Annotated in this window: 25 protein-coding genes; 14 read left to right on the top strand and 11 right to left on the bottom strand. The window is 51.6% G+C overall.

Annotated elements, in window-relative coordinates; all coding sequences use genetic code 11:
- Positions 1-8 precede the first annotated feature (8 nt).
- The 5 genes from GZZ87_RS01630 to GZZ87_RS01650 all read left to right on the top strand — a co-directional run bounded on the left by GZZ87_RS01630 (position 9) and on the right by GZZ87_RS01650 (position 5,050).
- Positions 9-725, top strand: a complete 717-nt coding sequence (locus GZZ87_RS01630; RefSeq protein ID WP_162024791.1) for a protein phosphatase 2C domain-containing protein — start codon at positions 9-11, stop codon at positions 723-725.
- Positions 726-875: 150 nt separating this feature from the next.
- Positions 876-1,181, top strand: a complete 306-nt coding sequence (locus GZZ87_RS01635) for a molecular chaperone DnaJ (RefSeq protein WP_162024790.1) — start codon at positions 876-878, stop codon at positions 1,179-1,181.
- A gap of 85 nt (positions 1,182-1,266) precedes the next feature.
- A complete protein-coding gene (locus GZZ87_RS01640) occupies positions 1,267-1,644 on the top strand; it encodes a DUF1294 domain-containing protein (RefSeq protein ID WP_162024789.1) in 378 nt (125 codons plus the stop codon).
- A gap of 310 nt (positions 1,645-1,954) precedes the next feature.
- Positions 1,955-2,152: a hypothetical protein gene (locus GZZ87_RS01645; protein WP_162071424.1), complete on the top strand. Its 198-nt coding sequence runs from the start codon at positions 1,955-1,957 to the stop codon at positions 2,150-2,152.
- Positions 2,153-2,251: 99 nt separating this feature from the next.
- Complete coding sequence (locus tag GZZ87_RS01650; RefSeq protein ID WP_162024788.1) at positions 2,252-5,050, top strand: PD-(D/E)XK nuclease family protein; 2,799 nt, start codon at positions 2,252-2,254, stop codon at positions 5,048-5,050.
- A gap of 360 nt (positions 5,051-5,410) precedes the next feature.
- Here the strand turns inward: GZZ87_RS01650 and murQ are convergent, their stop codons facing one another.
- From murQ to GZZ87_RS01670, 4 genes are all read right to left on the bottom strand, one after another.
- Positions 5,411-6,349, bottom strand: a complete 939-nt coding sequence (murQ, locus tag GZZ87_RS01655) for an N-acetylmuramic acid 6-phosphate etherase (RefSeq protein WP_162024787.1) — start codon at positions 6,347-6,349, stop codon at positions 5,411-5,413.
- Between the two features lie 11 nt (positions 6,350-6,360).
- Complete coding sequence (gene speA, locus GZZ87_RS01660; protein ID WP_162024786.1) at positions 6,361-8,286, bottom strand: biosynthetic arginine decarboxylase; 1,926 nt, start codon at positions 8,284-8,286, stop codon at positions 6,361-6,363.
- A 141-nt stretch (positions 8,287-8,427) separates the two neighbouring features.
- The gene (gene gcvH / locus GZZ87_RS01665; RefSeq protein ID WP_162024785.1) at positions 8,428-8,808 is read right to left on the bottom strand and encodes a glycine cleavage system protein GcvH; all 381 of its coding nucleotides are present in this window, start codon (positions 8,806-8,808) and stop codon (positions 8,428-8,430) included.
- Between the two features lie 48 nt (positions 8,809-8,856).
- The gene (locus tag GZZ87_RS01670; protein WP_162024784.1) at positions 8,857-9,354 is read right to left on the bottom strand and encodes a PEGA domain-containing protein; all 498 of its coding nucleotides are present in this window, start codon (positions 9,352-9,354) and stop codon (positions 8,857-8,859) included.
- A gap of 219 nt (positions 9,355-9,573) precedes the next feature.
- Between GZZ87_RS01670 and GZZ87_RS01675 the strand changes: the two genes are divergently transcribed.
- Positions 9,574-10,629, top strand: a complete 1,056-nt coding sequence (locus tag GZZ87_RS01675; RefSeq protein WP_162024783.1) for a CNNM domain-containing protein — start codon at positions 9,574-9,576, stop codon at positions 10,627-10,629.
- Between the two features lie 12 nt (positions 10,630-10,641).
- On the opposite strand, the gene hemB is transcribed toward GZZ87_RS01675, so the two are convergent.
- Positions 10,642-11,664, bottom strand: coding sequence for a porphobilinogen synthase (hemB, locus tag GZZ87_RS01680; RefSeq protein ID WP_162024782.1), 1,023 nt, complete (start codon positions 11,662-11,664; stop codon positions 10,642-10,644).
- A gap of 127 nt (positions 11,665-11,791) precedes the next feature.
- Here hemB and cysS point away from each other — a divergent pair, with 127 nt between their 5' ends.
- A complete protein-coding gene (gene cysS, locus GZZ87_RS01685) occupies positions 11,792-13,228 on the top strand; it encodes a cysteine--tRNA ligase (RefSeq protein ID WP_162024781.1) in 1,437 nt (478 codons plus the stop codon).
- Between the two features lie 13 nt (positions 13,229-13,241).
- Complete coding sequence (locus GZZ87_RS01690; RefSeq protein ID WP_162024780.1) at positions 13,242-14,282, top strand: hypothetical protein; 1,041 nt, start codon at positions 13,242-13,244, stop codon at positions 14,280-14,282.
- A 193-nt stretch (positions 14,283-14,475) separates the two neighbouring features.
- On the opposite strand, the gene GZZ87_RS01695 is transcribed toward GZZ87_RS01690, so the two are convergent.
- Complete coding sequence (locus GZZ87_RS01695; protein WP_162024779.1) at positions 14,476-14,658, bottom strand: hypothetical protein; 183 nt, start codon at positions 14,656-14,658, stop codon at positions 14,476-14,478.
- 115 nt (positions 14,659-14,773) lie between these two features.
- Between GZZ87_RS01695 and GZZ87_RS01700 the strand changes: the two genes are divergently transcribed.
- The 6 genes from GZZ87_RS01700 (at position 14,774) to GZZ87_RS01725 (ending at position 20,268) form a co-directional block, all read left to right on the top strand.
- Entirely contained in the window at positions 14,774-15,058 is a 285-nt protein-coding gene (locus tag GZZ87_RS01700; RefSeq protein ID WP_162024778.1) for an EF-hand domain-containing protein, read from the top strand.
- Positions 15,059-15,401: 343 nt separating this feature from the next.
- Positions 15,402-15,953: a hypothetical protein gene (locus GZZ87_RS01705; RefSeq protein ID WP_162024777.1), complete on the top strand. Its 552-nt coding sequence runs from the start codon at positions 15,402-15,404 to the stop codon at positions 15,951-15,953.
- A 109-nt stretch (positions 15,954-16,062) separates the two neighbouring features.
- The gene (locus GZZ87_RS01710; protein WP_162024776.1) at positions 16,063-16,935 is read left to right on the top strand and encodes an SMP-30/gluconolactonase/LRE family protein; all 873 of its coding nucleotides are present in this window, start codon (positions 16,063-16,065) and stop codon (positions 16,933-16,935) included.
- A gap of 109 nt (positions 16,936-17,044) precedes the next feature.
- Positions 17,045-18,307, top strand: coding sequence for a glycosyltransferase (locus tag GZZ87_RS01715; RefSeq protein WP_162024775.1), 1,263 nt, complete (start codon positions 17,045-17,047; stop codon positions 18,305-18,307).
- A complete protein-coding gene (locus GZZ87_RS01720; protein ID WP_162024774.1) occupies positions 18,297-19,235 on the top strand; it encodes a glycosyltransferase in 939 nt (312 codons plus the stop codon). The genes GZZ87_RS01715 and GZZ87_RS01720 overlap by 11 nt, the downstream gene beginning before the upstream one ends.
- 82 nt (positions 19,236-19,317) lie before the next feature.
- Complete coding sequence (locus GZZ87_RS01725) at positions 19,318-20,268, top strand: glycosyltransferase (protein WP_162024773.1); 951 nt, start codon at positions 19,318-19,320, stop codon at positions 20,266-20,268.
- A gap of 19 nt (positions 20,269-20,287) precedes the next feature.
- Here GZZ87_RS01725 and GZZ87_RS01730 read toward each other — a convergent pair whose 3' ends face one another.
- The 5 genes from GZZ87_RS01730 to GZZ87_RS01750 form a co-directional block, all read right to left on the bottom strand.
- Positions 20,288-21,100 carry a 6-hydroxymethylpterin diphosphokinase MptE-like protein gene (locus GZZ87_RS01730; RefSeq protein WP_162051187.1) on the bottom strand — a complete coding sequence of 271 codons (813 nt, stop codon included), beginning with the start codon at positions 21,098-21,100 and terminating at the stop codon, positions 20,288-20,290.
- 55 nt (positions 21,101-21,155) lie between these two features.
- Entirely contained in the window at positions 21,156-22,196 is a 1,041-nt protein-coding gene (locus GZZ87_RS01735; protein ID WP_162024771.1) for a Gfo/Idh/MocA family oxidoreductase, read from the bottom strand.
- A gap of 81 nt (positions 22,197-22,277) precedes the next feature.
- Positions 22,278-23,087, bottom strand: a complete 810-nt coding sequence (locus GZZ87_RS01740; protein WP_162024770.1) for an NAD(P)-dependent oxidoreductase — start codon at positions 23,085-23,087, stop codon at positions 22,278-22,280.
- Between the two features lie 70 nt (positions 23,088-23,157).
- Positions 23,158-23,631 (bottom strand): YhcH/YjgK/YiaL family protein, encoded by a 474-nt coding sequence (locus GZZ87_RS01745; RefSeq protein WP_162024769.1) that lies wholly within the window; start codon positions 23,629-23,631, stop codon positions 23,158-23,160.
- Between the two features lie 38 nt (positions 23,632-23,669).
- Positions 23,670-24,824, bottom strand: a complete 1,155-nt coding sequence (locus GZZ87_RS01750) for a cupin domain-containing protein (protein ID WP_162024768.1) — start codon at positions 24,822-24,824, stop codon at positions 23,670-23,672.
- Positions 24,825-24,839: the final 15 nt, after the last annotated feature.

The raw sequence follows: 24,839 nt of genomic DNA on the forward strand, positions 1-24,839 counted from the left end.
CCACCACTATGCAACTTTCATCCCACGGAATCACTGACCAAGGAAAAGTGCGCAAGGCCAACGAAGATGCCTTCCTGATCGATGCAGCGCATCAAGTGCTTGCAGTTGCCGACGGACTAGGAGGCCTCCCCGGAGGAGCCGAAGCGAGCCAACGCATCGTCGAGCTACTCAAACAAACTTACCGCCAGGTAGACTCCAACGAAGAGCGCGCCGATCTCGGCGAGCTTATTTTAGGCATCAATAAAATCCTAACCAAAGAAGGGCACGAGGCACACCCCTTCACCGGTTATGGCAGCACACTGACGATCGCTCAACTCATCGGCGATCAGTTACTCATCGGGCATGTCGGCGACTCTGCCGCCTATCATCTGCGCGGCGATGACTTTAACAAGATCACGATCGACCACACGATGGAGCAAGAGTTCATCGAACGCGTCGGCGAAAGCGGCCGCAAAATGATGCCGCCTGAATATCCGCACACTTTAACCCGCTGCGTCGGACAAAACGAAGCACTCCGTGTCGATCAATCACGTCTCACCATCGCCCCCGGCGACCGTCTACTGCTCTGCACTGACGGACTTAATAAAGTCGTCACTAAACAACAAATCCACGCCACGTTACAAACCGCCCAATCCGCAGAAGCGATCTGCCAAGGCCTCGTCGATCATGCCAACGCAGCCGGCGGCCCAGACAACATCACTGTAGTGGTGGTGTTTATTAAGTGACACAGACATTGCTGTCTGCCCATTCAGCAAAACAGTTTACGTAGTGGAGTTCCTTTAGGTGCTCAACCGACACCGCCACAGAAGCCACCTACTTTTTCAGCAGCCTGCCGCGTTCTACGCGGTCGTCAGCATCACACAACAATTCCAAACATGAAAAAATCAGAAATCTTCCTACCCAAAGTCGAAGCTAAGCCCGACAACATGCTCTTCCGCTTCAGCCTCGGCCAAGCGCTCTACGACGAAGGCGCCACCGAAGCATCAATCCCACACTTGCAACGCTGCGCCGATTCCCGCGACGACTGGATGCTGCCACGTATCTTACTCGGCAAAGCCCTACTCCAACACGGCCAAGCCGAAGCCGCCAAACCGATCCTCGAACACGCACTGCAACTCGCCGTCGATCAACACCACGACGACCCCGCCGAAGAGCTCCGCAACATTTTAGAGGATTTGTAGGGGCTTTGCTTGCGAAGACCGCGCCAACGCCGAAAACTCTCGAACTATCAACGGTCTTCGCAAGCAAGGCTCCTTTCCCACAAACATGAACACGCACCGACTTATTTCAGTCCTACTGATCCTGCCGATACTGGCGCTGTTCAAATCAGCCAGATGGGTTCAGCCCAAATTCATGTTGGGCTATCTCGTTCTGATCTCGCTCATCACATGTTACACCTATTGGCACGATAAACGCCGTGCACAGATTGGCGGAAGACGCGTATCTGAAGCGACCTTACACACCCTAGAATGTCTCGGCGGATGGCCAGCCGCTTACTACGCGCAGCAGAAGTTTCGCCACAAGACGATCAAGCGGAATTACCAGACAATCTTCTGGTGCATCGTCGGCCTGTATCAATACCTCTCACTAGAGATGCTCTTTCAATGGCGTGTGCTCCACACCTTCGTCGCACTGTTCCGGTAGATCACAGAGCTTAGAACCAAGCTCGTCCCTCCCAAACCAACACGCAACGGGAGGGATGGCCTCCGCGCTTGCCGCGTTCTATGCTGCCGTCCGCCGAGCCTCAGCACAGATACACAGCACACAACCACAGCTCTAGCACGACGTAAGACGAGGCGGAGCTCGTCCCTCCCAAACCAACACGCAACGGGAGGGATGGCCTCCGCGCCGTCCGCCGAGCCTCAGCACAGATACAAGGCACTCAACCACAGCACTAGCACGACGCAAGACGAGTCGGAGCTCGTCCCTCCCTGACCAAAACGCAACGGGAGGGATGGCCTCCGCGCCGTCCGCCGAGCCTCAGCACAGATACAAGGCACTCAACCACAGCACTAGCACGACGCAAGACGAGCCGGAGCTCGTCCCTCCAAACCAACACGCAACGGGAGGGATGGCCTCCGCGCTTGCCGCGTTCTACGCTGCCGTCCGCCGAGCCTCAGCACAGATACACAGCACTCAACCACAGCACTAGCACGACGTAAGACGAGGCGGAGCTCGTCCCTCCCAAACCTCGTAAGCGGATCACTCAAAATTCTCGCACTCCTCCAGCGCACCTCTCACTCTAGCACTCATGCCAAACACCGATGTCACTTACCTCGACTGGAACCTTCCCCTACTGCCTGCGATCACCCAGCAATTGCTCGCAGGTGCCGACGGCGATTTCATCGACCTAAGCAGCATCCTCGTCATCGTCCCCACCGTGCAATCCGGTCGTCGCTTGCGCGAAGCCCTTGCCCTCGCAGCCAATGACCGCGGCTTATTTCCGCCGGACATCGTCACCCCCGACGTCTTTCTCGGGCAAGCGATCAAAGACGAACCGATCGCTAACGAAGAAAGCGCCACCGCCGCATGGGTCACCGTGCTCGGCGCAATCGACTGCACACAATTTGAAGCCCTGTTCCCGATCGCTCCGGAGCAAAATACGAGTTGGCAACTCGGCATGGCACAACGGCTCATGCAACTGCGCAATGAGCTCGGCGAAGAAGGACTCGACTTCACGCTCGCCGCTCAACGCACTGCAGAGAGCGGCCACGAACCCACACGCTGGCGTGAGCTTGCACGACTCGAAGGTCTCTACCTCGATCAACTTCGAGCACGCACGCTCAAAGATCCCAAGCTCGCCCGCCGCGAAGCCGCGCAGAACTACGATGTGCCGAAGCAGATCCAGCGCATCATCCTGGCCGCCACCCCCGACCCACAGCCCTTGCCACTGCAAGCACTCGAACGCGCCGCTGAAAGCATTCCTGTCGAAGTGTGGATCTACGGTCCTGAAGACGCCTCGTTTGACCAGTGGGGACGACCTATCACAGAATATTGGACGCAGCGTCCTCTGGATTTCGAAGCGTGGGACTGTCACCTGCAAACCCTTGCCGCACCGAAACCAACTGCTGCGTGGATTGCCCAATCCATGCAAGACAAAGCACCTGAGTCCGTGCTACTCGGCCTAGCAGACCCAACGCTTAACCCCATCGTCGTCGATGCACTCAGCCGCTCAGAAATCGCCAGCTACGATCCGGAAGGGCAACCGCTGCACATCGGTGGCGTCGGCCGGCTCACCGAACTGCTCTGCCAACTGTGCGACGACCGCAGCACCTCGACCATACGTATACTTCTGCAACATCCTGACATTCAGGAATGGTTGAATATCACGCGCAGCAGCAACGAACTACTACGTCAACTCGACCGTCTATTTGAAGAGCATCTCGCGCCCGACCTCAACACACTCATCCATTTCGCAAAACGCAAGACCAGCCCCGAGCTACATAATACGCTCAACCAACTCGACCGACTCGCCGAAGACCTCGGCGCGACCAAGCACTTCCCCTCCGCACTCGCACAAGCCCTGCAACAGATCTACGCAGGCAAGCAGATCGAAGCATCCGCCCAGTCCGACGTGCCGTGGAAAGAACGCGCCGACGCGATTCGGAAGCTACTGAACAACGCAGCCGAAGCAGATAACCTGTTCCCAAAGTTACCTTCAGCTTTCAGTCGTTCCGCCTTTCGCCAAAACCTACAACGCAGCCGCGTCTATCCCGACCGCCCACGCGACGCACACGACTTACTCGGCTGGCTCGAACTCCTATGGAACGATGCGCCACACCTCATCCTGGCCGGACTCAACGAAGGCATCGTGCCCGAGTCGATCGTTGGCGATGCCTTCCTACCCGAAGCGCTACGAGAAGAACTCGGCCTACGCACCAACGCACAACGCTTCGCCCGCGATGCCTATCTGCTCGAAGCGCTTTGCCGTCGGCGTGCGGGTGAGCTAGGGCGCATCGATATACTCGTCCCACAGGCAGGCGACGACCACACCCCGCTCAAACCCTCGCGCCTACTCTTTCTCGGACACCCCGAGACGCTCCTCACTCGCACACGCCAGCTCTTCAAAGAAACCGAAGACAGCAGCGCCGACATCGAGCACAGCGCCGCATGGAAACTCACACCACCCGCAGGCTTACCCTTGCCTGAATCGATCTCTGTCAGCGCATTTAAAAGTTATCTGCAATGCCCGTTCCGCTTCTTCCTCAGGCACATTCTAAAAATGCGCACGGTGGATGTCGAAACGCGCGAGCTCAATCCAGCCGCCTTCGGCAACCTCTTCCACGACACGGTCGCAGAACTCAAAGGCCGCACACTCGACGACTCAATCGATCAAGCCGCCTTAGTCAAAAAGCTACACGCCATCACCGAGCAGATGCTCAAGCACCGCTACGGCGACAAGCTCTCCTTCGCCCTACGTCTCCAACACGAAGCGCTCATGTCACGCGTCATTGCGTTCGTCGAGCATCAGGCAGAGGACATCGCAACCAACGGACGTATCACGATTCTGGATACAGAAGAAGACTTCGAAATCCCACTCAACGGATTTACAATCAAAGGACGCATCGATCGCATCGATCAACACGGCGAGCGTTTGGAGTTGATCGACTACAAAACCAGCAACTCGCCCGTCACCCCAGAGAAAGCACACCTCGCTGTGGTTGCAAAAAAGGCACCACCTGAGCATTTGCCCCAAGAAGCCTTCTTCGATCACGAAGGAAAGACCTACCGTTGGACGGATCTACAACTCCCACTCTACGTCCTCGCCAAACGCGAAAGCGGGAGCGAACGTCCCTCCGTCGCCTATTTCAACCTAGGCCAAACCATCGAGAAGAGCGGCATCGAGCGCTGGGAAGGATTTACCGACAGCCACCTCGACTCTGCAAGAGTCTGCGCCCAAGCGGTCATTGAAAAGATCAAAGCGGGCGTTTTTTGGCCACCGAGCCAAGACGTCCACGAAGCCTACGATGACTTCGCCGCCCTCTTCCCCGACGGCATCGAAAACTCCGTCGATGGTGAAGCGTTTAAGGCATATAAATTCAGTTCGTAGGGGCTTTGCTCGCGAAGACCGCGCACTTGCAATGCACCACGAAACCACCGACCGCTTCAAACTCATCTTAAAGCTCCCGTTCCCTACGGTCACTTAAGGGCACGAGGCTCAGAGCGGATCCGACGTTGTAATTTATTCAGTCGACACAGCACGGTCGAGGCGAAGCCTTAACCGTGACACAGACATTGCTACGCCATCTCCGGACTTCGGCGAGCTCAGTCGAGTCGCAGACCTCCGTCCTGTGTGTCCCATCAGAGTCGCCACAAATCATACGTAACAGGCAGGAATGCCTGTATCACACACGTGCTCTGCGCCCCAACGCACACATCGAAACCGCTTCGCGGATTCCGCTACAAAAAGTCACTCAGTCGAACCAGTTAAAGCCGCGCGAACATTGCCACTCGCAGCTTCCAAAAGACGCTCAGCGACTTCGCGTGACACACTCGCGCGTGCCATGACGATGGCAGTCTTCATATTTCCTCCGGCCTGTTGCAAGAGTTGCTCGGCCTCCGCCTCAGTGGCGAGGTCTGTCGTCTGCATGACGATGCGACACGCACGTGCGCGCAGCTTCTCATTCGACGCGGCCATGTCCACCATCTGACCTTCATAGACTTTTCCGATGCGAACCATCGCGGTGGTCGTCATCATATTTAAAACGATCTTTTGAGCGGTGCCTGCTTTCATGCGCGTCGACCCTGCGATCACTTCAGCACCAGTTGCCACTTCAATCGGCTGATCCGCAAATTCACTGAGCGCTGCGTTTTTATTGCATGACAAAGCAACCGTAAGCGCACCCACTTCCCGCGCCTCCTGTAAGGCACCGATGCAATATGGTGTGCGACCACTCGCAGCGATCGCCATCACCGCATCGCCGGAAGTCACACCACGTGCTCGCAGCGCCTCTGCACCTTGCGATGCATCATCTTCGGCACCTTCCACAGAGCGCACTAAGGCACCTCCCCCACCAGCAATCACTCCTTGAATCATATCCGGAGAGACTCCAAAGGTTGGCGGACATTCTGACGCATCCAGCACACCTAAACGACCACTGGTTCCAGCACCGACATAAAAGAGCCGACCACCTGCACCAAGCCGGGCAGACACCGCTTCGATCGCCGCGGCAATGCTTGCAGCCTCCGCGCGCACGGCAGCGACGGCCTGCTCATTGGTATCTGCGATCAGGTTGACGATAGTCAGCGAGTCCATCGCATCCAACCCTCGCAGGGTAAGATCGCGACTCTCTGTCCCAAGCCCGCCGAGGTTCTCTTCGATTTTCTCTGCTGCTTGAGTGTCATCCATAGTCAAAAAAACTAAGTGGCGAGGTAGGTATGTCCACGAAGAATCTCGGCATATTCATCCAACATTTTCGTGCCCTCACGCGGCTTGATTAGGTCATCCTTAGTCGCGCGATCGATTTGCTTCTTCAGCTGACGCGTCAGTATATGCCCATCGTATTGCGTAAATCCGAGCACGTCATTTACCGTAAAGCCCTTGATACTATCCTCGATGTAAAATCCGTCGTCTTCGTCGTCTTCAAGAAAGACATGCACCTCATTCACACGACCAAAAAGGTTGTGTAAATCACCCATGATATCCTGATACGCGCCAACTAAAAAAACACCCAAATAGTAAGGCTGCTTCGCATTGAGCTCATGCAATCGAAGTGTGCTACGCACATCTTCAACATCCGTAAACTTGGATACCTTACCTTCACTATCGCAAGTAATGTCCACCAATGTCGCATCCACATCGGGCGACTCGTTGAGTCGGTGCAGCGGTGCAATCGGGAACAACTGATCACAAGCCCAATGATCGATCAGCGATTGAAAAACCGAGAAGTTGCATACGTATTGCTCCGCCATCATCTGCGGCAGAGATTCCAGCTCTTCGGGCGTGTAGGTGGCATCCTTTCCTTGCTCTGAGAGCTCTTTGCAAATCTTCCAATACGTCGCATCCGCTTCGGCCTTTTCTGCTAGGTCGAGGTAGCCTAGAGAAAACAGGCTATTGGTCTCTTCCTTCTTCTGCTGTGCGTCGTGATAGCGCTCCAGTGGACTTGAGTTATACTCGTTTAATAGGATCGCCTCCAGGTCACGTAGAACTGGGTTACGCTTCTTTTTCTTTGGTAACTTGGGATCGACCGAGGTCTTTGAAATACGATCACACACACGCGTGACTAAAATCGAATGCGGTGCGACAATCGCACGTCCACTCTCCGTGACGATATCAGGCACCTCAACACCTGCATCCGTGCAAACGGTCTTAATATTATAAACGACATCGCGCGCATACTCACGCATCGTGTAGTTCATCGAGCTCTCGTAGTTACTTCGCGAACCATCATAATCAATACCGAGACCTCCGCCGACATCCATCAAGCGCATCGGGAAACCCATTTTTTTCAGCTCACAAAAGAAACGCGTCGCTTCGACAGTGGCCTTTTTAATCGTCTGAATATTAGGCACCTGAGAGCCGATATGGAAATGCACCAACTGCAAGCAATCACTCAACCCCGCTCGTTTGAGTCGACGAGTGGCATCAATAATCTCAGGACTGGTCAAACCAAACTTCGCATCTTCGCCTGCAGAGCTCGCCCACTTTCCTTCACCAGAAGTGGAAAGTTTAATGCGAAACCCAATCAACGGGCGCACTCCGAGCTGCTTACTGATCTGAATAATGCGAGGCACTTCACTCAGTTGCTCAACGACCAGGAAGATTTCTTTACCGAGACGCCGTCCCTGCAAGGCAAGTTTGATAAACTCATCATCCTTATACCCATTGCAAATAATCAATGACTTCGGATTCTTATGCATCGCTAAGGCAATCATCAACTCAGGCTTGCTACCGCACTCCAACCCATAATTGAACTCCTTACCCGCGGCTTGAATCTCTTCAATCACTTCACGTAGTTGATTCACCTTAATCGGAAAGACGCCGCGATACTTCCCTTGATAGCCCTCGTCTTGGATGGCTTGCGCAAAGAGTTCATTCAGATCAACCACACGAGTGCGCAACAGATCCTGAATACGAATCGTCAGCGGCGGCTTCAGTCCCTTGCCAATCGCCTCGGTTACAATGTCATGAATGCGAATACTGCGCTGGTCACGAGAAGGGTGCACCAACATGAAACCATCGTCGTCTACAGAGAAATGCCCTCCCCCCCAGCGCTTGAGACCATAATAGTCTTCGGCATTCGCGATCGTCCAATCGTTATCGGAGGGTTTAGTGGGAGGTGTCATAAGTTGCGCGTTTGTATTCTTGCTATTGCAGTGGAGGCGAAAAATGACGGATCGCCTCGCCCTTAGAAAGCAAAAAAGGAAGCGAGATGGCTCGCTTCCTTTAAAAATATCAGCAGCAGTTCGCTGCAGTCAGCTCTTGAGTTAAATCAACTCTGAATACGCCTCAGGCGTCATCAAATCCGCAACTTGAGACGCATCGCTCAGACGGATCTTCAACAGCCAACCTTGATTAAATGCCTCTTGGTTCACGAGTTCTGGTGCGTCATCCACAGCTTCGTTGATTTCAATCACCTCACCACTCAATGGCATATACAGATCAGAAGCGGCCTTCACTGATTCGACGACACCGAAGGTATCTCCGACTTCAAGCGTGGCTCCGACCTCAGGGAACTCAACGAAAGTAATGTCGCCTAGGCTCTCTTGCGCGTAATCGGTAATACCGACAGTGGCAGTGCCATCATTGTTCATTTTGACCCACTCGTGGTCTTTAGTATATAGTAGGTCGGCTGGTAGTTCGCTCATTAAAGGTGAAACAATTGGATCGGGTAGATAGAGAAGACGAAAACGCGCCTACTCGAAAAATTCAATAATCTGCTCGATGATATACTTATGCTCCATCGGTGTAATCTCACCAGCCTCAAGCTGCTGATCGGCTTCGAGCGCTTGCTGAGCCATGCGCTCAAATGGATCGGCACCCGTAGAGTTAGGCACTAGGTCGCTCTTCATCTTCGCCTCCATCACGGCTGGCTCCAAGTCGTGGTAATAACCAAGGTCTTCTGAAAGGCCGAAACGCACAAAATTCTTGCTCTTCTCATTCGGCACTGGTGTGAAATATTTAACGGCAGGATTGAAGCCTGCCTTTTCGAGACGAATCTCGTGGCTCACTTTACGTGGCAGCGAAATAGTAATCGGGGTAATACCAGTCGCCTGCCCATCGATATAAACACTCGCTTCCGTCGGAAACGAAACAATGACAACCTCCTGCGGCGTGCCCTTTTCAAATGAGGCACACGCAGAAAGGAAAATGGACAGAGCCAAGGCAGAAATAATGCAAAATGGGGATTTCATATTTAAATAGACAACAAATGGTAAATAAGTCTCAAACTTACCCTTGCCGCTGTTTATCGGTCAAGTCTTAAGCAAAAAATACTGCATTACCAAATCGCCTCAGAAATCCACTAAATGTGCTTGAATATCATCACTCGCCTAAATCAACATACTTGAATCTAGGCTAACGCAGACCGAATACGAAAATGCGCCTCATTTCATGCGTATAGCCACCAGCCAATGACCTTCACTTTCACTCTAGCAATCGCCTTCACGATCGGAGTCTCCGCACTCTGCTCGATTCTTGAAGCCATGATTCTCAGCACCACCACAGCAGAGATCGAGGCACTCAAGAAAAAGAACCTCAAAAGGGGCGAAACACTGGAACGTCATAAGCTGGGTTTAGAAGAAACCAGCTCTGCGATCCTGAGTCTGAATACAATCGCAAACACCTTGGGAGCGACACTGGTCGGCGGTCTCGCAGTCAAAATCTGGCCAGAAGACACGAACATTCTCTTTAAAATTTCGTCAGCCATGGCGATCGCTATCCTTTTCTTCTCCGAAATCCTCCCAAAAAACATGGGGGTGCTCTACCGCCCGGCCTTACAACCGATACTGATTTACCCACTGACTTGGGTCTGCGCCATTATGGCACCCCTCTCAGGAATCGTCGCAGTAATCGTGCGTATGCTACTCAAGCCCTCCGAGACAACAACCGATAGCGACGAGGAAATCCTACTGCTTGCCGAAAAAAGCGCAAAAGAAGGCACCCTGACTTCAAATGAGCACGAAGTGATTAACAACGCACTGAGCCTCGATGAAGTGCTGGTCGACCAAATCATGACACCGCGCACCGTCCTCTACGCCATCGATGAAGCGGAAACCGTCGGTTCCTTGTTCGAAAAAGAGAGTAACCTCCCCTTTGCTCGCATCCCAACCTACCGCGATGAGACAGAGAACATCACCGGTATCGTCCGCCGCCGCGACATCCTCAGCGCCAAGGCCAAGGACGAAGACCACCTCAAAATTTCTGAACTGACGACTGAAGCGATCTACATCCCTGATAATGTGACCATTGATGATGCCCTACAAATTTTCCTCAAAAAGCACCAACAACTCGGCATAACAGTGGACGAATTTGGCACAATTTCGGGCGTCCTCACCATGGAAGACGTGATCGAACACATCATCGGCCAAGAGATCTTCGAAGAAGACGACCCCGCGGTTGACATGCGTGAATTCGCTCGACGCCGACAGTTTGCATCCAGGCACAAAAGCCGCAAAGGCGAGCTCTAAACCGAGCTGAGCTTAAGCATTCGCCACGCTCAGCGCATAGGCCTTCGCAAAGTAAGTCAGAATCATGTCCGCTCCAGCTCGGCGAATCGCCAGCAGCGACTCATCACGGCAACGCTCCAAATCCAGCCAACCCCTTTCTGCAGCTGCTTGAAGTTGCGCATATTCACCAGACACCTGATACGCCGCTAACGGCAACTCGGTCTCTTCACGCACTTCGCGAATGATGTCCAAATACGGCCCCGCAGGCTTCACCATGAGCACATCGGCGCCTTCCTCCTCATCCAGCGCCACCTCGATCAGCGCCTCACGACGGTTACCGGGGTTCAACTGATAGGTGCGCTTATCTAAATGATGCGTGCCTGCGCTGCTCGCACTACCGACGGCATCACGAAAAGGCCCGTAGAAAGCCGACGCGAACTTCGCCGAATACGCCATCACAGCGGTTTTTTCGAAGCCATTCTCATCCAAAGCCACACGGATTGCGCCCACGCGCCCATCCATCATATCAGACGGAGCCACGAAATCGACGCCCGCCTCCGCGGCCAGCACCGCCATCTCGGCAAGTATCTCAACCGTAGCATCGTTGATCAAATCCCCCGCCTGCACATCAAACAGTCCATCGTGCCCATGCACCGTATAGGGATCTAGCGCCAGATCCGTGATAATCGCCATCTCAGGCACCGCGGCCTTCAGCTCGCGAATCGTGCGCAAAATCAATGTCCCTGGGTTGAGCGCCTCGCGCCCATCGTCACTTTTCAACGAGTCGTCCAGCTTAGGGAACAGCGCCACCGCCGGGATTCCCAGTGCCAACAACTCGCGGCATTCCTCGATCAACAGCGGGATCGTCAGCCGTGAAATGCCCGGCATCGACTCAATCGGCTCCGCGTCGCCCTCGCCATCGATCACGAAAATCGGTTGGATCAGATTATGAACATGCAGATCCGTCTCATTCGCCAAAGCGCGCAAAGACGCCGTGCGGCGCATGCGGCGTGGACGGTGTGTAAGATCCAGTCGAAAGTCAGAAGGAGCTGTCATATCGCTGCAACATGACGACTCCCCTACTCATTTCAAGCCGAACTCTTTTATCCCATTTGAAACTTCACACATTAGTGTTATCCCTTCACTCTACCACACTTTTCACTTTTTCACTTTCCACTTTCAAATGTCCGTTCAACTCTACGACACACTCAGCCGATCCGTCAAACCACTCGCCCCAGCAAGCGGCCAACCACTGCGTTTTTACTGCTGCGGCCCGACTGTTTATGGCCCAGCGCACATCGGCAACTTCCGCACCTTCCTGATCCAGGACGTGCTCCGCCGCGTCGCGGAAGCCGACGGCATTGAGGTCAAACACGTGCGTAACATCACGGATGTGGACGACAAGACGATCCGCCGCTCCATCGAAGAAGGTCTCTCTTTGGGCGAATTCACGGCGAAGTGGACCGATAAATTTCACGCAGATTGTGACGCGCTCAATATGCGCCCACCCTCCATCGAGCCCAGCGCCGTCGCTCACATTCCACAGCAGATCGCACTCGTCGAGACTTTGATTGAGAAGGGGCACGCCTACGCGACCGACGACGGCTCCGTCTATTTCCGCGTCAATTCCTTCGAGGATTACGGACGTCTCTCGCGCCTCAAGCAGCGCGAGCTCAAGACACAAACCGAGAATTCTGCGGGTGAAGTCAACGACGCCGACGAGTATGACCGCGAATCGGTAACCGACTTTGCACTCTGGAAAGGCCGCAAGCCCGAAGATAAAGCCAACTATTGGAAGAGCCCTTGGGGCGAAGGTCGCCCCGGTTGGCACCTAGAGTGCTCGGCCATGGTCGACAGCGCCTTCGACGGCGAAACCATCGATCTACACGGCGGCGGCATCGACCTCTGCTTCCCGCACCACGAAAACGAGATCGCACAGTCCGAGTGCGCCCACGGCCACGACTTTTGCAACCACTGGTTCCACAGCGCCCACCTCATGGTGGAAGGCGCGAAGATGTCTAAAAGCCTCGGCAACCTCTACACACTCGACGATCTTAAGGACAAAGGCTTCAGCCCAATGGTCGTGCGCTATACGCTGATCGCCGGCAGCTACCGCCAGCAGCTCAACTTCACATTCGACGGCCTGCACGCCTCGCAAAGCGGACTGACAAAGATCGAACGCTTCGCCGAGTCGCTCCTAGCCATCACAGGCGAAGACAAAGCCGCGATGAACAGCTACATCACCGCCGATGCACCCGAGGACTTTGGCCGCCTCGCCAAAGCATGGGATGCTCTACGCACCAATCTCAACACCGCAGCCTGCCTCGGCGCCATCTTCGGCGTGATCGGCTCTAACCCTGCCGCATCACTCGATGCCAAAGGTGCCCGCGCACTGCTCAAAGCACTCGGCACACTGCTCTATGCCATGGGACTCGAACTCTTCACCGTTGAAGAGACCAAAGTCGATGCACCAGAAGAAGTCGTCGAACTCGCCCAAGCCCGTTGGGATGCAAAACAAGCCAAAGACTGGGGCAAGGCCGATGAACTACGCGATTCACTACTTGCCCAAGGTTGGGTCGTGAAGGACAAAAAGGATGGCTTCGATCTCGAACAGGCCTAACGTAACACTAGAAATGCACCATCTAATCGCACTTTGCATTTTACTCTGTCCACTGGGATTATTTGCAGCACTGACTCCCAGTGCGTATGTGTCTCGTGAATACGTGGACGTAGTGCAAGCGCGAGTAGGCGAAAAATACGCAGCCATCCGTCACAAGAATGGTAAAAAGGAACTAATCCCAGTGAGCTCACTGCGTCCAGCAAACCTAGATTGGTTTTTCAAAATCGAAGCAGCAGATCCGCTAAGAAGGGGAGACTCTTCTGTAAAAGTCGTAACAACGATCAAGGAGTATGAACCGAAGAATACCATCGTCACATCGGAGATAAAGGATGGCGTCGAAACCGTGCAACTGTGCGCCCCAAATGTCTTCCGCAATCAAACTGGCGGCACGTGCATGTTCTACGCCCGCGTTCATTTAATGGATATCGCAGGCTACTATGTGAATAATGGCACCATCAATAAATCGATCAACGGGGCACCGCCCCACGACCCGTGGAGTTCACCAAACTACGTTGCGGGCCTAACGACGATTGTAACAAACCATACACCGACGCCAATCCTACACGACCCGCTACCCTATGGAGATAATTTTGAATGGGCACGCCAACAACTACGCCTAGGACGACCAATCCTAGCAGCACTGCCCAGTGAGATCTGGCAAGCACTCCCCTCCGGCTATCTCGCCGAGCGGCAATGGAGTGGCGGCAAAGTGGGTCACCAGATCGTGGTCAATGGATTCACCTACAATCCAGAAACCGACGAAGGCACCTTTCATATTGTCAACACTTGGGAGGAACTCCCAGAATTCGACCTTAAAACCGAAGACGCGCGACGGGGCATATTAGTCTTTGAACAAAGCGTATCGCCCTATGGACATGTGCCAGATGACGCGGAGCAAGAACGCTTAGCAAAAGAACTAAAAGTGATCAGCATCTCCCTCCTGCGCAAAGCGGGCAGCTACAACCTCTACAAGGTGGTAACGAACCAAGGCGCCCAACACATCATGGCACCTGATAAATACACCGCACAACGCATCGTCGAAGATCAAGAATAGCGGGCACGGCTCGCCAAGACTACAGCCCGGAAAGCAATACATGGGATGACTTCGTCTCCGGCAGTGTAACTGTCAACCCCGAGCACATCGGTAAAAAAGTCACCGCTCACGACGCAAAAGAAATTGCCCTAGGTGCCACCGAAACGGTTCGACTACGTTTAAGCTAAATTCGGCAATAGGCTTAGGCTCTGTTTTAGAAACCACGACGTAGGTCTTCCGGAGATGGCGAAGCAGTATTACGAATACTACGTGCAGCACCAAATCGATGCGCACATATGCATACAATCGATCCAGAAATAATCGTCAACCAATGCACCAAAGGCACCGCCGGAACAATCGCTCCAGTCTGTCGACTGGCACCATTTAACCCAGGCATAAAGTGCGTTTATTCATTCATATTCAAACATTTCACAGTGGGTAAAACGCTCGCAACATCCTGACGCATCGAAATACTGAGGTCTCCATTTAAACTGCATCAAGCAATCCCAATTATGAAGAAAACAGTCCTCACACTCACCGCCCTACTAACACTCTCCCTCAGCGCCTTTGCCGCTGCCCCGAAAGATAAAAGCAACCCTTGGTTTAAAAAACACGACACCAACGGCGATGGCATCATTACAAAAGCTGAGTTCATCAAAGCCCGATCAGCATTTTACGTCCAAAAGAAAGACTTATCCAAAGAGGAGGCAGATAAACGGGCTGAAAAAGCATTTGCCAAAACCGATCAAAATAAAGACGGCAAGATCACGCCCGCAGAGTTCTTTGCGGGCAAGTAATAAACCTAAAAAGATGAGTTAGGAGGCAGAATTCAGGTTTCTGCACGAGCACCACAATACCTTGACTCCGCCTCTGTCGACATGATCGACAGAGGCTTTTTTGCGCCCGCGGACAGCACACAGATCACAGTCAATCATCACATTGAACGCTAACAAGCGTAGTTAGAAGCTAGTAGCCTGGAGTTACAAAAAAAGGCCACCAATACCCCACAAGCCACTGACAAATAACAACTTAATCAGAAAGAAACTCAAGCGCCCTAGTCTAGATTAAAACAAAACCTGAAACTTTCTAAAAAGAATCACGATCTAACCTGCGAACCCCAAAGAATAACAATCACACATCATGAGACTACTATCCAAAATACTACTCACCTTCACCCTGACCCTGACCGCAACACTCTTCATCTCCAGCGCCTACGCGGGCTCGGATGCTGGCAGAGGCTCTGCTAAATACTATAAAACATTCCCCGATAAATGGGATGGTAAAAAGGTCCATATGGACTGCGTCTCCGTCAAACGAATCAACGGCGGGCCCCAAGTCGAAGGCGTCGTATTCTTTGGAGCACAAACAATTGATGACAAAAACAACGCCCCTGGGGGTAGCATCGTCGTCGCGGTGCTTGAAGGTGACGTTGAAGCCTTCGTCCGGAAATACGGCACTGTAATGGAACGCACTCCAGGCGGATCCGAACGAGTCGATAACACACGCCTAAGCGGTGTTTTTCACCAACTAGAGCGCGGCCATGTCTACCTCGATGCATCTGGTGAAGCGAATGACCTGATCCTTGGACACAAAGAAGAGGCCAAAAATGCGATTCGCTTCGGCGATGGGATCCGATCAGGTGGCGGCGATGGCAAAGGCGGGCCCTACATGAAACGAAAATATAAAAAATAGAGCCCCTTAAATAACTGCTCAAAACGCCGCCTAAACAGGGCGGCGTTTTTTTGTGCCTGCACCTCCTTGCAGTTGACGCCTGCACCCCTCTCCCCCATCAAGCTTGAGCATGTCAGCACTCACGATTCAAACCATCGGCACACACATTTCAAAATGGGGCGAAGGCCCAATCTTCACAGAAGGACACTTGGTCTATGTTGATCTCGAAGGCCACAAGATCATCCGCCTAAACCCAGAAACAGGCGAAGAACAAATCTGGAACCTCGGAGAACGCGTCGGCACCGTCGTGCCACGTAGCGGCGGAGGCTATATTTATGCGGGCGATAACGGCATTGCATCCTTTGCCCCTAGCAATGGTGCGACACAAAATCTAGCCGACCCAGAACCGGAGAAACGCGCAACCAATCGCTTTAACGACGGCAAGTGCGACCCCGCGGGGCGGCTCTGGGCAGGCACGATCAGCCTCGTTAAAAACACAGGCGATGCTGCACTCTACATGCTCGATACAGACGGCGCGCTACACCTCAAAATCGATGAAGTAACGAATTCCAATGGCATTTGCTGGAATGCGGACGCCACTAAAATGTATTACACCGACACCCCGACCAAACAGATCCGCGCATACGATTACGACAACGCCAGCGGAGCCATCAGCAACGCGAGCATTGCCATCGACACCGCAGCTCACGGCTACGACAGCTCCCCCGACGGCATGACGATCGACGCCGACGGCAACCTCTGGGTGGCCTTCTGCCACGGCGGATGTGTCACCTGCTTCGATCCGAACACAGGCAAGCAGCTTCGGAAGGTCGACCTCCCCTGCGTCGAAACAACCGCCTGCGCCTTTGGAGGTCCTAACCTAGATCGCCTCTTCGTCACCACCGGCATCCACAGCAAGCTAATCGAGCAAGACGCCGGCAAAGTCTTCGTCATCGACGGCCTCGGCGTCAAAGGGATGCCAGCGTTCGCCTACAAGGGCTGAGCGCCATCGCTTAAATAAACAAATGACAGGCTCGACTCCCAGGCTCTCTCAAACCAATATTTGAGCCGATGTAACATGGGCAAGCACCGCCCATTGATCGGCAACTAACATGAAGATTTTACATATATGTGGCGGTAGTTTAGGATCAGGGGCCACTCTCGGCGCACTCTCCCTGCACCAGGCTCTCATAAAGCAAGGAGTTGAATCTTCTTTAATTTTTTCGAAGGGCGACAATGAGTCAAACGCACAGCACGTCTCACCCTTCTTCAATTCGAAACTAGCAAGGAAGTTATTCGACAGCGGCACTAAGTGGATAGAGCCTCAGCTCTTAAAATCCGAAACCAAACGGAAAGTAAAAGACATATCACTCGGTCTCGTCGGGCACCCATTCTTCCTTAAAAACCGTGAGATTGAGGCCGCAGACATCATCCACTTGCATTGGATCAATTCAAGGTTCCTACGCATCAAAGCGATCCAGCACTTCAATAAGCCTATAGTGTGGACACTGAGAGACGCATGGCCCTACACAGGTGGCTGCCACTACACCAACGACTGCGAAAATTATAAATCAGGTTGCGGCCAATGCCCGCTACTGCACTCGAATGATCCAAACGACCGCACAAAACAAGTAATCGAAAACAAGCGAAAGCACCTACCCGATGGAATTCGATACGTCGCACTGAGTAACTGGACTGCCGAACAGGCACGAGCGTCCAGTTTGCTTCAAAACCAATCCATCGACACTATTTATAACAGTATTGACCAGAACTACCTCACTCCAAGCAACCAATCGAAAGAATCCGCCTGCGCACAATTCAATTTACCGACCGATAAAGTGATCCTACTCGCAGGCGCCGCACGCCTCGACTCACAATTCAAAGGCTACAAAGACATACTGCCAAAGTTTCCCAACGCTCAAGACTCCAACATACACATCGTCACCTTCGGACGGATCTCAAAAGCACTACAAGCAGCAACTACCGCTCCAGCCACACACTTAGGATCAATCACATCGAGCGAAGCGTTGAAAACACTCTACGGGGCAGCCGACATTTTCATAGCACCTTCCACCCAAGAAGCATTTGGTAAAACACTCGCAGAAGCGGGCGCATGCGGGCTCCCGGTCATTTGCTACGACACCGGAGGCCCTAAAGACATCGTCCTGCAGGGAAAGACAGGCTACCGAATCAAAACGAACTGCACCGACGAATTCATCAATGCGACACTCAAATTAGCGGCGGACCCCAAAACGCGAAGCGAAATGAGCGCGGCGGCAATTGAACATACTCACAAATCCTTTTGCCCTCGTCTTGCAGCAGAAAAGCACATTGAGCTCTATCGCACACTTTTAGAACGACCCAATGATGAATAAATACATCACAGAGCACGCGAAAATATCGATCGCCATCTGCACGAGAGAGCGCCCCGTCATGCTCACGAATCTGCTGAACAGCATGAGACACCTCGCCTTACTAGAAGGAGTCGAAGTAATCATAGACATCATTGAAAATCACACGGAGGAAAACCTTAAAGAGTTAATAAGTCGATTGGCCCCCAGTCTCCCGTTCAAAGTCAACTACCACTGGGAACCTAAGCTGGGCATTCCGATTGCTCGAAACCACGCCCTCAGAGTCGCCGAAGGCTCCAGCGCAACTCACATCATTTTCCTCGATGATGATGAACGCGTCGACTCTCAGTGGCTCAAAGAACTCTGGGCAGCGTATCTAAAATTGGATCAAAGCAGCATCATCCAGGGCGCCGTCATCTCAGCACCTGAAACTGAAACGAACAAGCACCTGCACCCCTTCTTCCAGAGAAAAATCAGACAAACTGGCGACAAGATGGAAACATGCTCCACTAACAATGTAATCATTCCAATCGAGTCACTCACCCAGCATAACCTTACGTTTGATGAAAGTCGCCCATTTGCAGGCGGAGAAGACTACATTCTCACACAAAAGGCTCATAGGCTCAATATCCCGATGCGATTCTGCGCGGAATCCTTTGTCTACGAAGATATACCCGATGAACGCCTAAATCTGAAATGGTTAAGCAAAAGAAACTTCAGCTCTGGCCTAACGGATGGAGAACAAAAACGGGAACTTGGCTTCAAGCTCACTTACGCACTGCAAAGGCTCTGGAAGCTACTACTCAACGTATTCAAAGCAGCCACTAACAAACTGCGTTCTAAAGACCATGAATCGATCAAGAAATGGCTCAAAGCCTGCGTGAACGCTGGCCAATTACTAGGTTATTTCCGATTTTCGCTGAATTCCTATAAGACAACCGATGGAAATTAATCAAAAAGCCTCAGTATCATAACGTCCATTGCGCATCATTAGACATGGCACACTTATTACCTGAATCAACATTTATAGTCGCATGAAAATCAGCGTTCTAATCAACAATTATAACTATGCCTCATTCATCACAGAGTGCTTAGACTCGGTCCAAGCGCAGAGCTACCCCATACACGAAGTCATCGTCGTCGATGATGGATCGAAAGATGATTCAATCGAACGAATCAAGGCGCACCCGCTAAGTCCCACCTGTATCGAGAAAGAAAACGGGGGACAGTATTCAGCCATGCAAGTGGCCACACAAATCGCGAGTGGCGACATCTTTTGCTACCTTGACTCGGACGACACTTGGTCGCCCGACTATCTAAAAAATGTAGCCACTGCCTTCGAAAGCGAGCATCGACCAGACTTCGTCTACACGAGCCTAGAAATGTTCGGCAACAATCACGGCCCACACCACCTCAATAGCAAAATTGATCAACCTCAATTCATACCCAAAAGCCAACAACTCTTACTAATAAGAAGAACCTATCTAGGCGCTCCAACCTCAGCCAACTCGATCAAAGCAAGATACGCCCGACAACTCTTCAAAGACGCAAGCCCCAAACGCCTAAACGACTACCGAATCTGCGCAGATCAAATACTCGTGCTAGGATCCTCACTCATCGGATGCAGCAAGCTACAACTCCCAGGCAAACTAGTCAATTACCGCGTCCACGGTGACAATAGTTTCCACAATAAAGAGCCCGAAAAATCCGAACAAGATAAAGACCTAAAACGCTTCCTCGAACTAAGAGAACACTTAGCCGACCAACAGAACATAGAACTACACCCTAAAGAGCTCTTTAACGAATTTGATCAGCTCTTAAAAGCAGGCAACCGTCAGCCAGACCTCGTTCGCATCTATTCAAAATCATACCCTCGGCACAACATCAGCCCGTTTAGAAAGTGGTGCTGGAAACGTCGCTTCAAGTTAAGATACTGTCTATTACGCTGGTCCAATCAAGTGAAGAGAAAACCATCAGTCACATGAGTCGCAGCAAATAATTGACTCACTTCGGAGTCGGTTCATTAAGAACGTCATCAAATTGCACACGCTCAAACGCCTCAAGGTGGCCTCCGCGTGTTGCATTCAAAATACGAATACCATTCTGATCTGCAAACGTTCGAGCATGTTCAAATGCAAGGTCCATACGATCAATCGAAGCAGGACTCACTAACTCTCCTTGCTTGCGATAATCAGGATGAAAATGATTCGCAGCCTTAGCCTCTACCACCTCTTCCGTGGTCACATCCTTTTCTCCAGCATAGTAATGATCGCACCCGATAATATAAATAGGATTAAGGCCAAGATGATGAGCCAATTGAAGGTTCGTATACGTTACCGTATAGCCTCCGTTCGATCCTGCGACAAGATCAGGCGAAAACATACATTCGACCGCAGGATCACAGGACGCCGCCGGCAATTCATGCAAATAAAGCAGCTTACTTTCTAACTCTTTGTTTTTCGTAGTCAGATATTCAGGAATTATAATACGAGAAAAGTGCTTCGCACACACATCAGCAATTTTGGGCCACAAGATCTCATCCACTATCGTGAAAAAAGTGGGGCGCCATTTAGTCTGCTCGAATGCCAAATAGATTTTGTTCGATGCGATACAAACTTCCCCTTGCAATCGATCGAGGTCCTCAACTTTGAGACTAGGGCCATTGCCAATCACCCAACCACGTTGACCACTGCAGCACCCCTTCAGTCGCTCCCAAGATCGACGCCGGCGCTTCTTTTCGAAACGCCGACGCTTCCGATTTAAACTACGCAGCAAGGGGCCGATCATTTTTGACTGTGTTAAACGTGAAATATCCATTAATACGTCAACACTAGCAATTAATTGCCAGTGCACAAAGTAACTTTACTCAATACTACTTATTTTCGTAGATACGATCCATGGCCTGCATCAGACGGAGTGCATCTTCTGAATTCCCTAGCTGAACTGGAGTTCCATTCAGAATCGCAGCAAAGAACTGAGTCACCTCGGCGCTCCACGATGTATCCGTGTGGAAAATAATATGCTCTTCGCTTTCAAACTGTCCCTGTGCTCGATTCAAATCATTGTGCTTAATCGCTAAGTCCTCGTCGCCATACACGCCTGAAGATGTTTTTAAACCGTTCAGGACGAGCGCTCCTTTCTCGAGAAAAACCTCCAAAGAGAAGAGGTAACGCCATTGAGTCATGGTCGAATGCAAGGATGCGCAGACCCCGGTCTGGCTATTCTTCATAATTGAGAAGACATTATCTTCCAGGCCTTCAGTCTCCCAAAAGAGATTAGAGACCAGTGAGTGAATTTCATCAAATTCACCTGCAAAATGTAGAAACAAGTCCAACATATGAATGCCTTGGTCCAGCATAATACCTCCACCCGCAAGCTTTGGATCCGCACGCCACCCCTTGAAATATTCGCCATCGACTTCTTTGCCGTAACGACCGCGCATCCACAGGATCTTCCCCATCTCACCGCTGTCCACGATCTCTTTCATTTTCTTGATGCTGCCATGGTGGCGATGGTTGAAACCATACATCAGCGTTTTCCCACTGGCCGATTCCACCTCGCGAACTTCTTCGACCTCTCTCGCATTAAATGCTGGTGGCTTCTCGGAAAACACATGCTTTCCAGCTGCCAAGGCCTGCTTACATAAGGGTGCGATTCGAAAATTAGGCGTGCAGATAAACACCGCATCAATACTCGGATGATTGATAATCGCATCTTCGTCCTCGGCGACATCATAGCCACAATCAGAAACATCCGTTGTATCAAAGACTGCGACGACTTTCCCATTACCGCTTTGCTCGATCGCATGCGCACGAGTTTTGCCCATTTTTCCAAACCCAATAATACCACAGCGCAACTGCGTTGCGGCGTCAGAGGGTGATGCGTTGAGAGGTTCAGAAGTTGGTTGCGTCATTCTAAATGTCTTAAGGTTACTGAGTTAATTACAGGAGGCTCAAAGGCGCTGTTACATGAATTAAGTTTGCTGCAGAAGCAATCAGCCATTCAGCCGGGCTTCAAAAGCAACAAAATCACTCGCCAAGCCAGCCAGGAAATTCTCGCAATTACTAGAGACATGTGGGCTCATCAGAAAGCGCTCTGGGTGAAACTGCTTTAGCTTCCCCTGATAGGGCTCCTGCCAAAAGACGTCAAAGGCGGCACGTAGTCGACCCGACTCAATTTCAGTAAAAAGCGCATCTTCGTCTACCACGGGGCCACGAGCGGTATTCACCAAAGCCGCACCGTCTTTCATCCACGAAAGCTTTTCTGTATCCATAAAGCCGGTGGTCGCGTCCATCAATGGCACGTGTAAGCTAATGACATCTGCTTGCTGAATGAGCCCTTTCAGCTCATCCATCGAATTTTGCAGGACGTCGAAAGTCATCACTTCAACCGAAGGAGCCAACTTACGAGTCACATGACTACCGATATTTCCCTGCCCCAGAATCAGCACCTTCTTATTACCGAGAAAACCACGCGACTGCTTTACCCAGCCATCGACTTCACCGATTTCATTAAACAGCATACGAAACACCAAATAGACCGCGAAATTCGCAGTTTCTTCGAAAATATAGCGCTTCGTCTGTTCCGAAGGCATGCAGATTTCGATGCCGCGCTTCTCCGCTTCCTCAAACGGGACATTGTCAGTGCCGACGCCACATTTGAAGATACCTTTAAGGTTCGGCATCGCAGTTAGATCGATCGGCTTGCTGCCAATCACGGCCATCTCTGCGTCAGCGACATCCACAGTATTCAGAAGATCAGGGACAAGCGCATCGATCGTTGCAGTATTTTTCCAGAATTTCATAAGTTAGGTGTTCAGCTTCATTCCTTGACGATTAGCTGTCCAATTTCAGGTTTTGGTGATGGATCCCAGTCTAAGCAACAGAACTAACGGGGATTTTTACGACAAGTTTGCGAACATGCGTAAATCCATTCACATAAAGTTGCGGCATATGTCCGTCTTGGGGATAGAGGATACAGAAATTACCAGTTGTATTGTCGACACGATGCAGGCCCTTTCCGATTGGCTTGTAAAACTGGAAGTCTTTCTCCTCGAGAAACTCTCCCTCCTTCTCGAGGAGCTCCACAGATTGAATTTCAATCCCTTCAGCGCCTTCAATCGTGTATTGTAAATCAATCGTGGCGAGATGGCTTTCATAGCGCGCATCACCGCGTTCCTTGAGATCATACTCCATGACTCGGACAAACGCACCGCCGACGCCGAGGTCATACTGACCGACTTCCGAACGATGTGCATTGGCTTCGATCCACTCAAACGCAGCCTTCCACACGGGATGACTCGTTACTCCGGGGAGGGACTTCCAGTTCTTAATATTATCAGTAATCATAATTTTAAAGTGTCAGTTTTGTTGCGACATATGCCCTATTAGTCGCGTCCCTGCGCTGGGCTATCCTCGGTATTATAAATGTGCGCCACATCTCCACGACTCACAGCCAAGCGAACTGCTGGTTCATCACCAATAGCAGTGATCTTATGCCACACATTCTTGGGCATAAAAACCAATTGACCGGGAAGAATTTCCATTTCCTCGTCGCCGATATTCCATTTCCATTTGCCGCGAAGAATATACCACCATTCGTTCCATTGCGGATGATAGTGCAGTCGATTGCCTTCACCTGGTAGTTGAGAGATAACCGTCGCACTGTTGCTTTCAGTATTAATAATTCGGCGGCACCAAGAGGTTGATGAGTCCATTTCTTCGATTGCCTTCTCGATATCGGTAACGGGCAAGTTTTCGTGCTCAAAATCACTAACCATCACTCCATCGCGCTTCAAAATAGTTGGGACATCGACCTCCGAAGCTTCTTCCCCGAGACTTTCGTAATACTCAGGCGTCGCACCTCCCACACCTGTGCGTGCCTTGATGGCCACTTCAGCTAGTTTAAAGTCGTCCTCTTCATCAATATCGATCGTGGCCAACCCTGACACCTCAAAATATCCCACCTTACCTTCGCCTCCATGGTAGCCCGAACCGATCTTCTTAATATTCGCTTTAAATTCATCGGTATTCCAACCCATGAAGACTGTGCCATAGCTAAAGACCGGCTCCATCTCCTGAGAGGAACGATGTTTTTCCGTTCGACTGAAGTTAATCGGCGTCTCTCCATGGAGACAGGCGATTTGATGACGGACCACTGAAACATAGCTGTCATAACCACCCTCGATCATTCCATCAACAAAGGCGCAAATTTCCTCACCTGTCACGAGCGGTGATGTCGGCAAAAGCTGGAAGACGATATCGGCCTCGACGTTTTCCATGAAATCAAGTGCAAATTCATCGTTCACAGATGTGTCACTCGAAAAAGTAGCATCGCGATGGTAAAACTTAATTCCGTATTCCGATGCGATTTCAGCAAAAATCTCTGCTTCCGAATTAAGATAAATCTCATCGAATGCTCCAGAGGCCTTCGCCGCCTCAATAATGTAGGCGATCAACGGTTTTCCCTCAATCAATCGTAAATTTTTCTTTGGAACCCGCTTACTGCCAAGTCGGGCCGGAATCATTGCTACTTTTTTCATATTTTCTAATTTGCT

Source organism: Lentimonas sp. CC4 (assembly GCF_902728235.1).
Taxonomy (GTDB): Bacteria; Verrucomicrobiota; Verrucomicrobiia; order Opitutales; family Coraliomargaritaceae; genus Lentimonas.

Excerpts from the sequence above, each read along its gene's own strand:
- GZZ87_RS01630 (WP_162024791.1), top strand. The coding sequence starts at position 9 with ATGCAACTTTCATCCCACGGAATCACTGACCAAGGAAAAGTGCGCAAG.
- GZZ87_RS01635 (WP_162024790.1), top strand. The coding sequence starts at position 876 with ATGAAAAAATCAGAAATCTTCCTACCCAAAGTCGAAGCTAAGCCCGAC.
- GZZ87_RS01640 (WP_162024789.1), top strand. The coding sequence starts at position 1,267 with ATGAACACGCACCGACTTATTTCAGTCCTACTGATCCTGCCGATACTG.
- GZZ87_RS01645 (WP_162071424.1), top strand. The coding sequence starts at position 1,955 with ATGGCCTCCGCGCCGTCCGCCGAGCCTCAGCACAGATACAAGGCACTC.
- GZZ87_RS01650 (WP_162024788.1), top strand. The coding sequence starts at position 2,252 with ATGCCAAACACCGATGTCACTTACCTCGACTGGAACCTTCCCCTACTG.
- murQ (WP_162024787.1), bottom strand. The coding sequence starts at position 6,349 with ATGGATGACACTCAAGCAGCAGAGAAAATCGAAGAGAACCTCGGCGGG.
- speA (WP_162024786.1), bottom strand. The coding sequence starts at position 8,286 with ATGACACCTCCCACTAAACCCTCCGATAACGATTGGACGATCGCGAAT.
- gcvH (WP_162024785.1), bottom strand. The coding sequence starts at position 8,808 with ATGAGCGAACTACCAGCCGACCTACTATATACTAAAGACCACGAGTGG.
- GZZ87_RS01670 (WP_162024784.1), bottom strand. The coding sequence starts at position 9,354 with ATGAAATCCCCATTTTGCATTATTTCTGCCTTGGCTCTGTCCATTTTC.
- GZZ87_RS01675 (WP_162024783.1), top strand. The coding sequence starts at position 9,574 with ATGACCTTCACTTTCACTCTAGCAATCGCCTTCACGATCGGAGTCTCC.
- hemB (WP_162024782.1), bottom strand. The coding sequence starts at position 11,664 with ATGACAGCTCCTTCTGACTTTCGACTGGATCTTACACACCGTCCACGC.
- cysS (WP_162024781.1), top strand. The coding sequence starts at position 11,792 with ATGTCCGTTCAACTCTACGACACACTCAGCCGATCCGTCAAACCACTC.
- GZZ87_RS01690 (WP_162024780.1), top strand. The coding sequence starts at position 13,242 with ATGCACCATCTAATCGCACTTTGCATTTTACTCTGTCCACTGGGATTA.
- GZZ87_RS01695 (WP_162024779.1), bottom strand. The coding sequence starts at position 14,658 with ATGCCTGGGTTAAATGGTGCCAGTCGACAGACTGGAGCGATTGTTCCG.
- GZZ87_RS01700 (WP_162024778.1), top strand. The coding sequence starts at position 14,774 with ATGAAGAAAACAGTCCTCACACTCACCGCCCTACTAACACTCTCCCTC.
- GZZ87_RS01705 (WP_162024777.1), top strand. The coding sequence starts at position 15,402 with ATGAGACTACTATCCAAAATACTACTCACCTTCACCCTGACCCTGACC.
- GZZ87_RS01710 (WP_162024776.1), top strand. The coding sequence starts at position 16,063 with ATGTCAGCACTCACGATTCAAACCATCGGCACACACATTTCAAAATGG.
- GZZ87_RS01715 (WP_162024775.1), top strand. The coding sequence starts at position 17,045 with ATGAAGATTTTACATATATGTGGCGGTAGTTTAGGATCAGGGGCCACT.
- GZZ87_RS01720 (WP_162024774.1), top strand. The coding sequence starts at position 18,297 with ATGATGAATAAATACATCACAGAGCACGCGAAAATATCGATCGCCATC.
- GZZ87_RS01725 (WP_162024773.1), top strand. The coding sequence starts at position 19,318 with ATGAAAATCAGCGTTCTAATCAACAATTATAACTATGCCTCATTCATC.
- GZZ87_RS01730 (WP_162051187.1), bottom strand. The coding sequence starts at position 21,100 with ATGGATATTTCACGTTTAACACAGTCAAAAATGATCGGCCCCTTGCTG.
- GZZ87_RS01735 (WP_162024771.1), bottom strand. The coding sequence starts at position 22,196 with ATGACGCAACCAACTTCTGAACCTCTCAACGCATCACCCTCTGACGCC.
- GZZ87_RS01740 (WP_162024770.1), bottom strand. The coding sequence starts at position 23,087 with ATGAAATTCTGGAAAAATACTGCAACGATCGATGCGCTTGTCCCTGAT.
- GZZ87_RS01745 (WP_162024769.1), bottom strand. The coding sequence starts at position 23,631 with ATGATTACTGATAATATTAAGAACTGGAAGTCCCTCCCCGGAGTAACG.
- GZZ87_RS01750 (WP_162024768.1), bottom strand. The coding sequence starts at position 24,824 with ATGAAAAAAGTAGCAATGATTCCGGCCCGACTTGGCAGTAAGCGGGTT.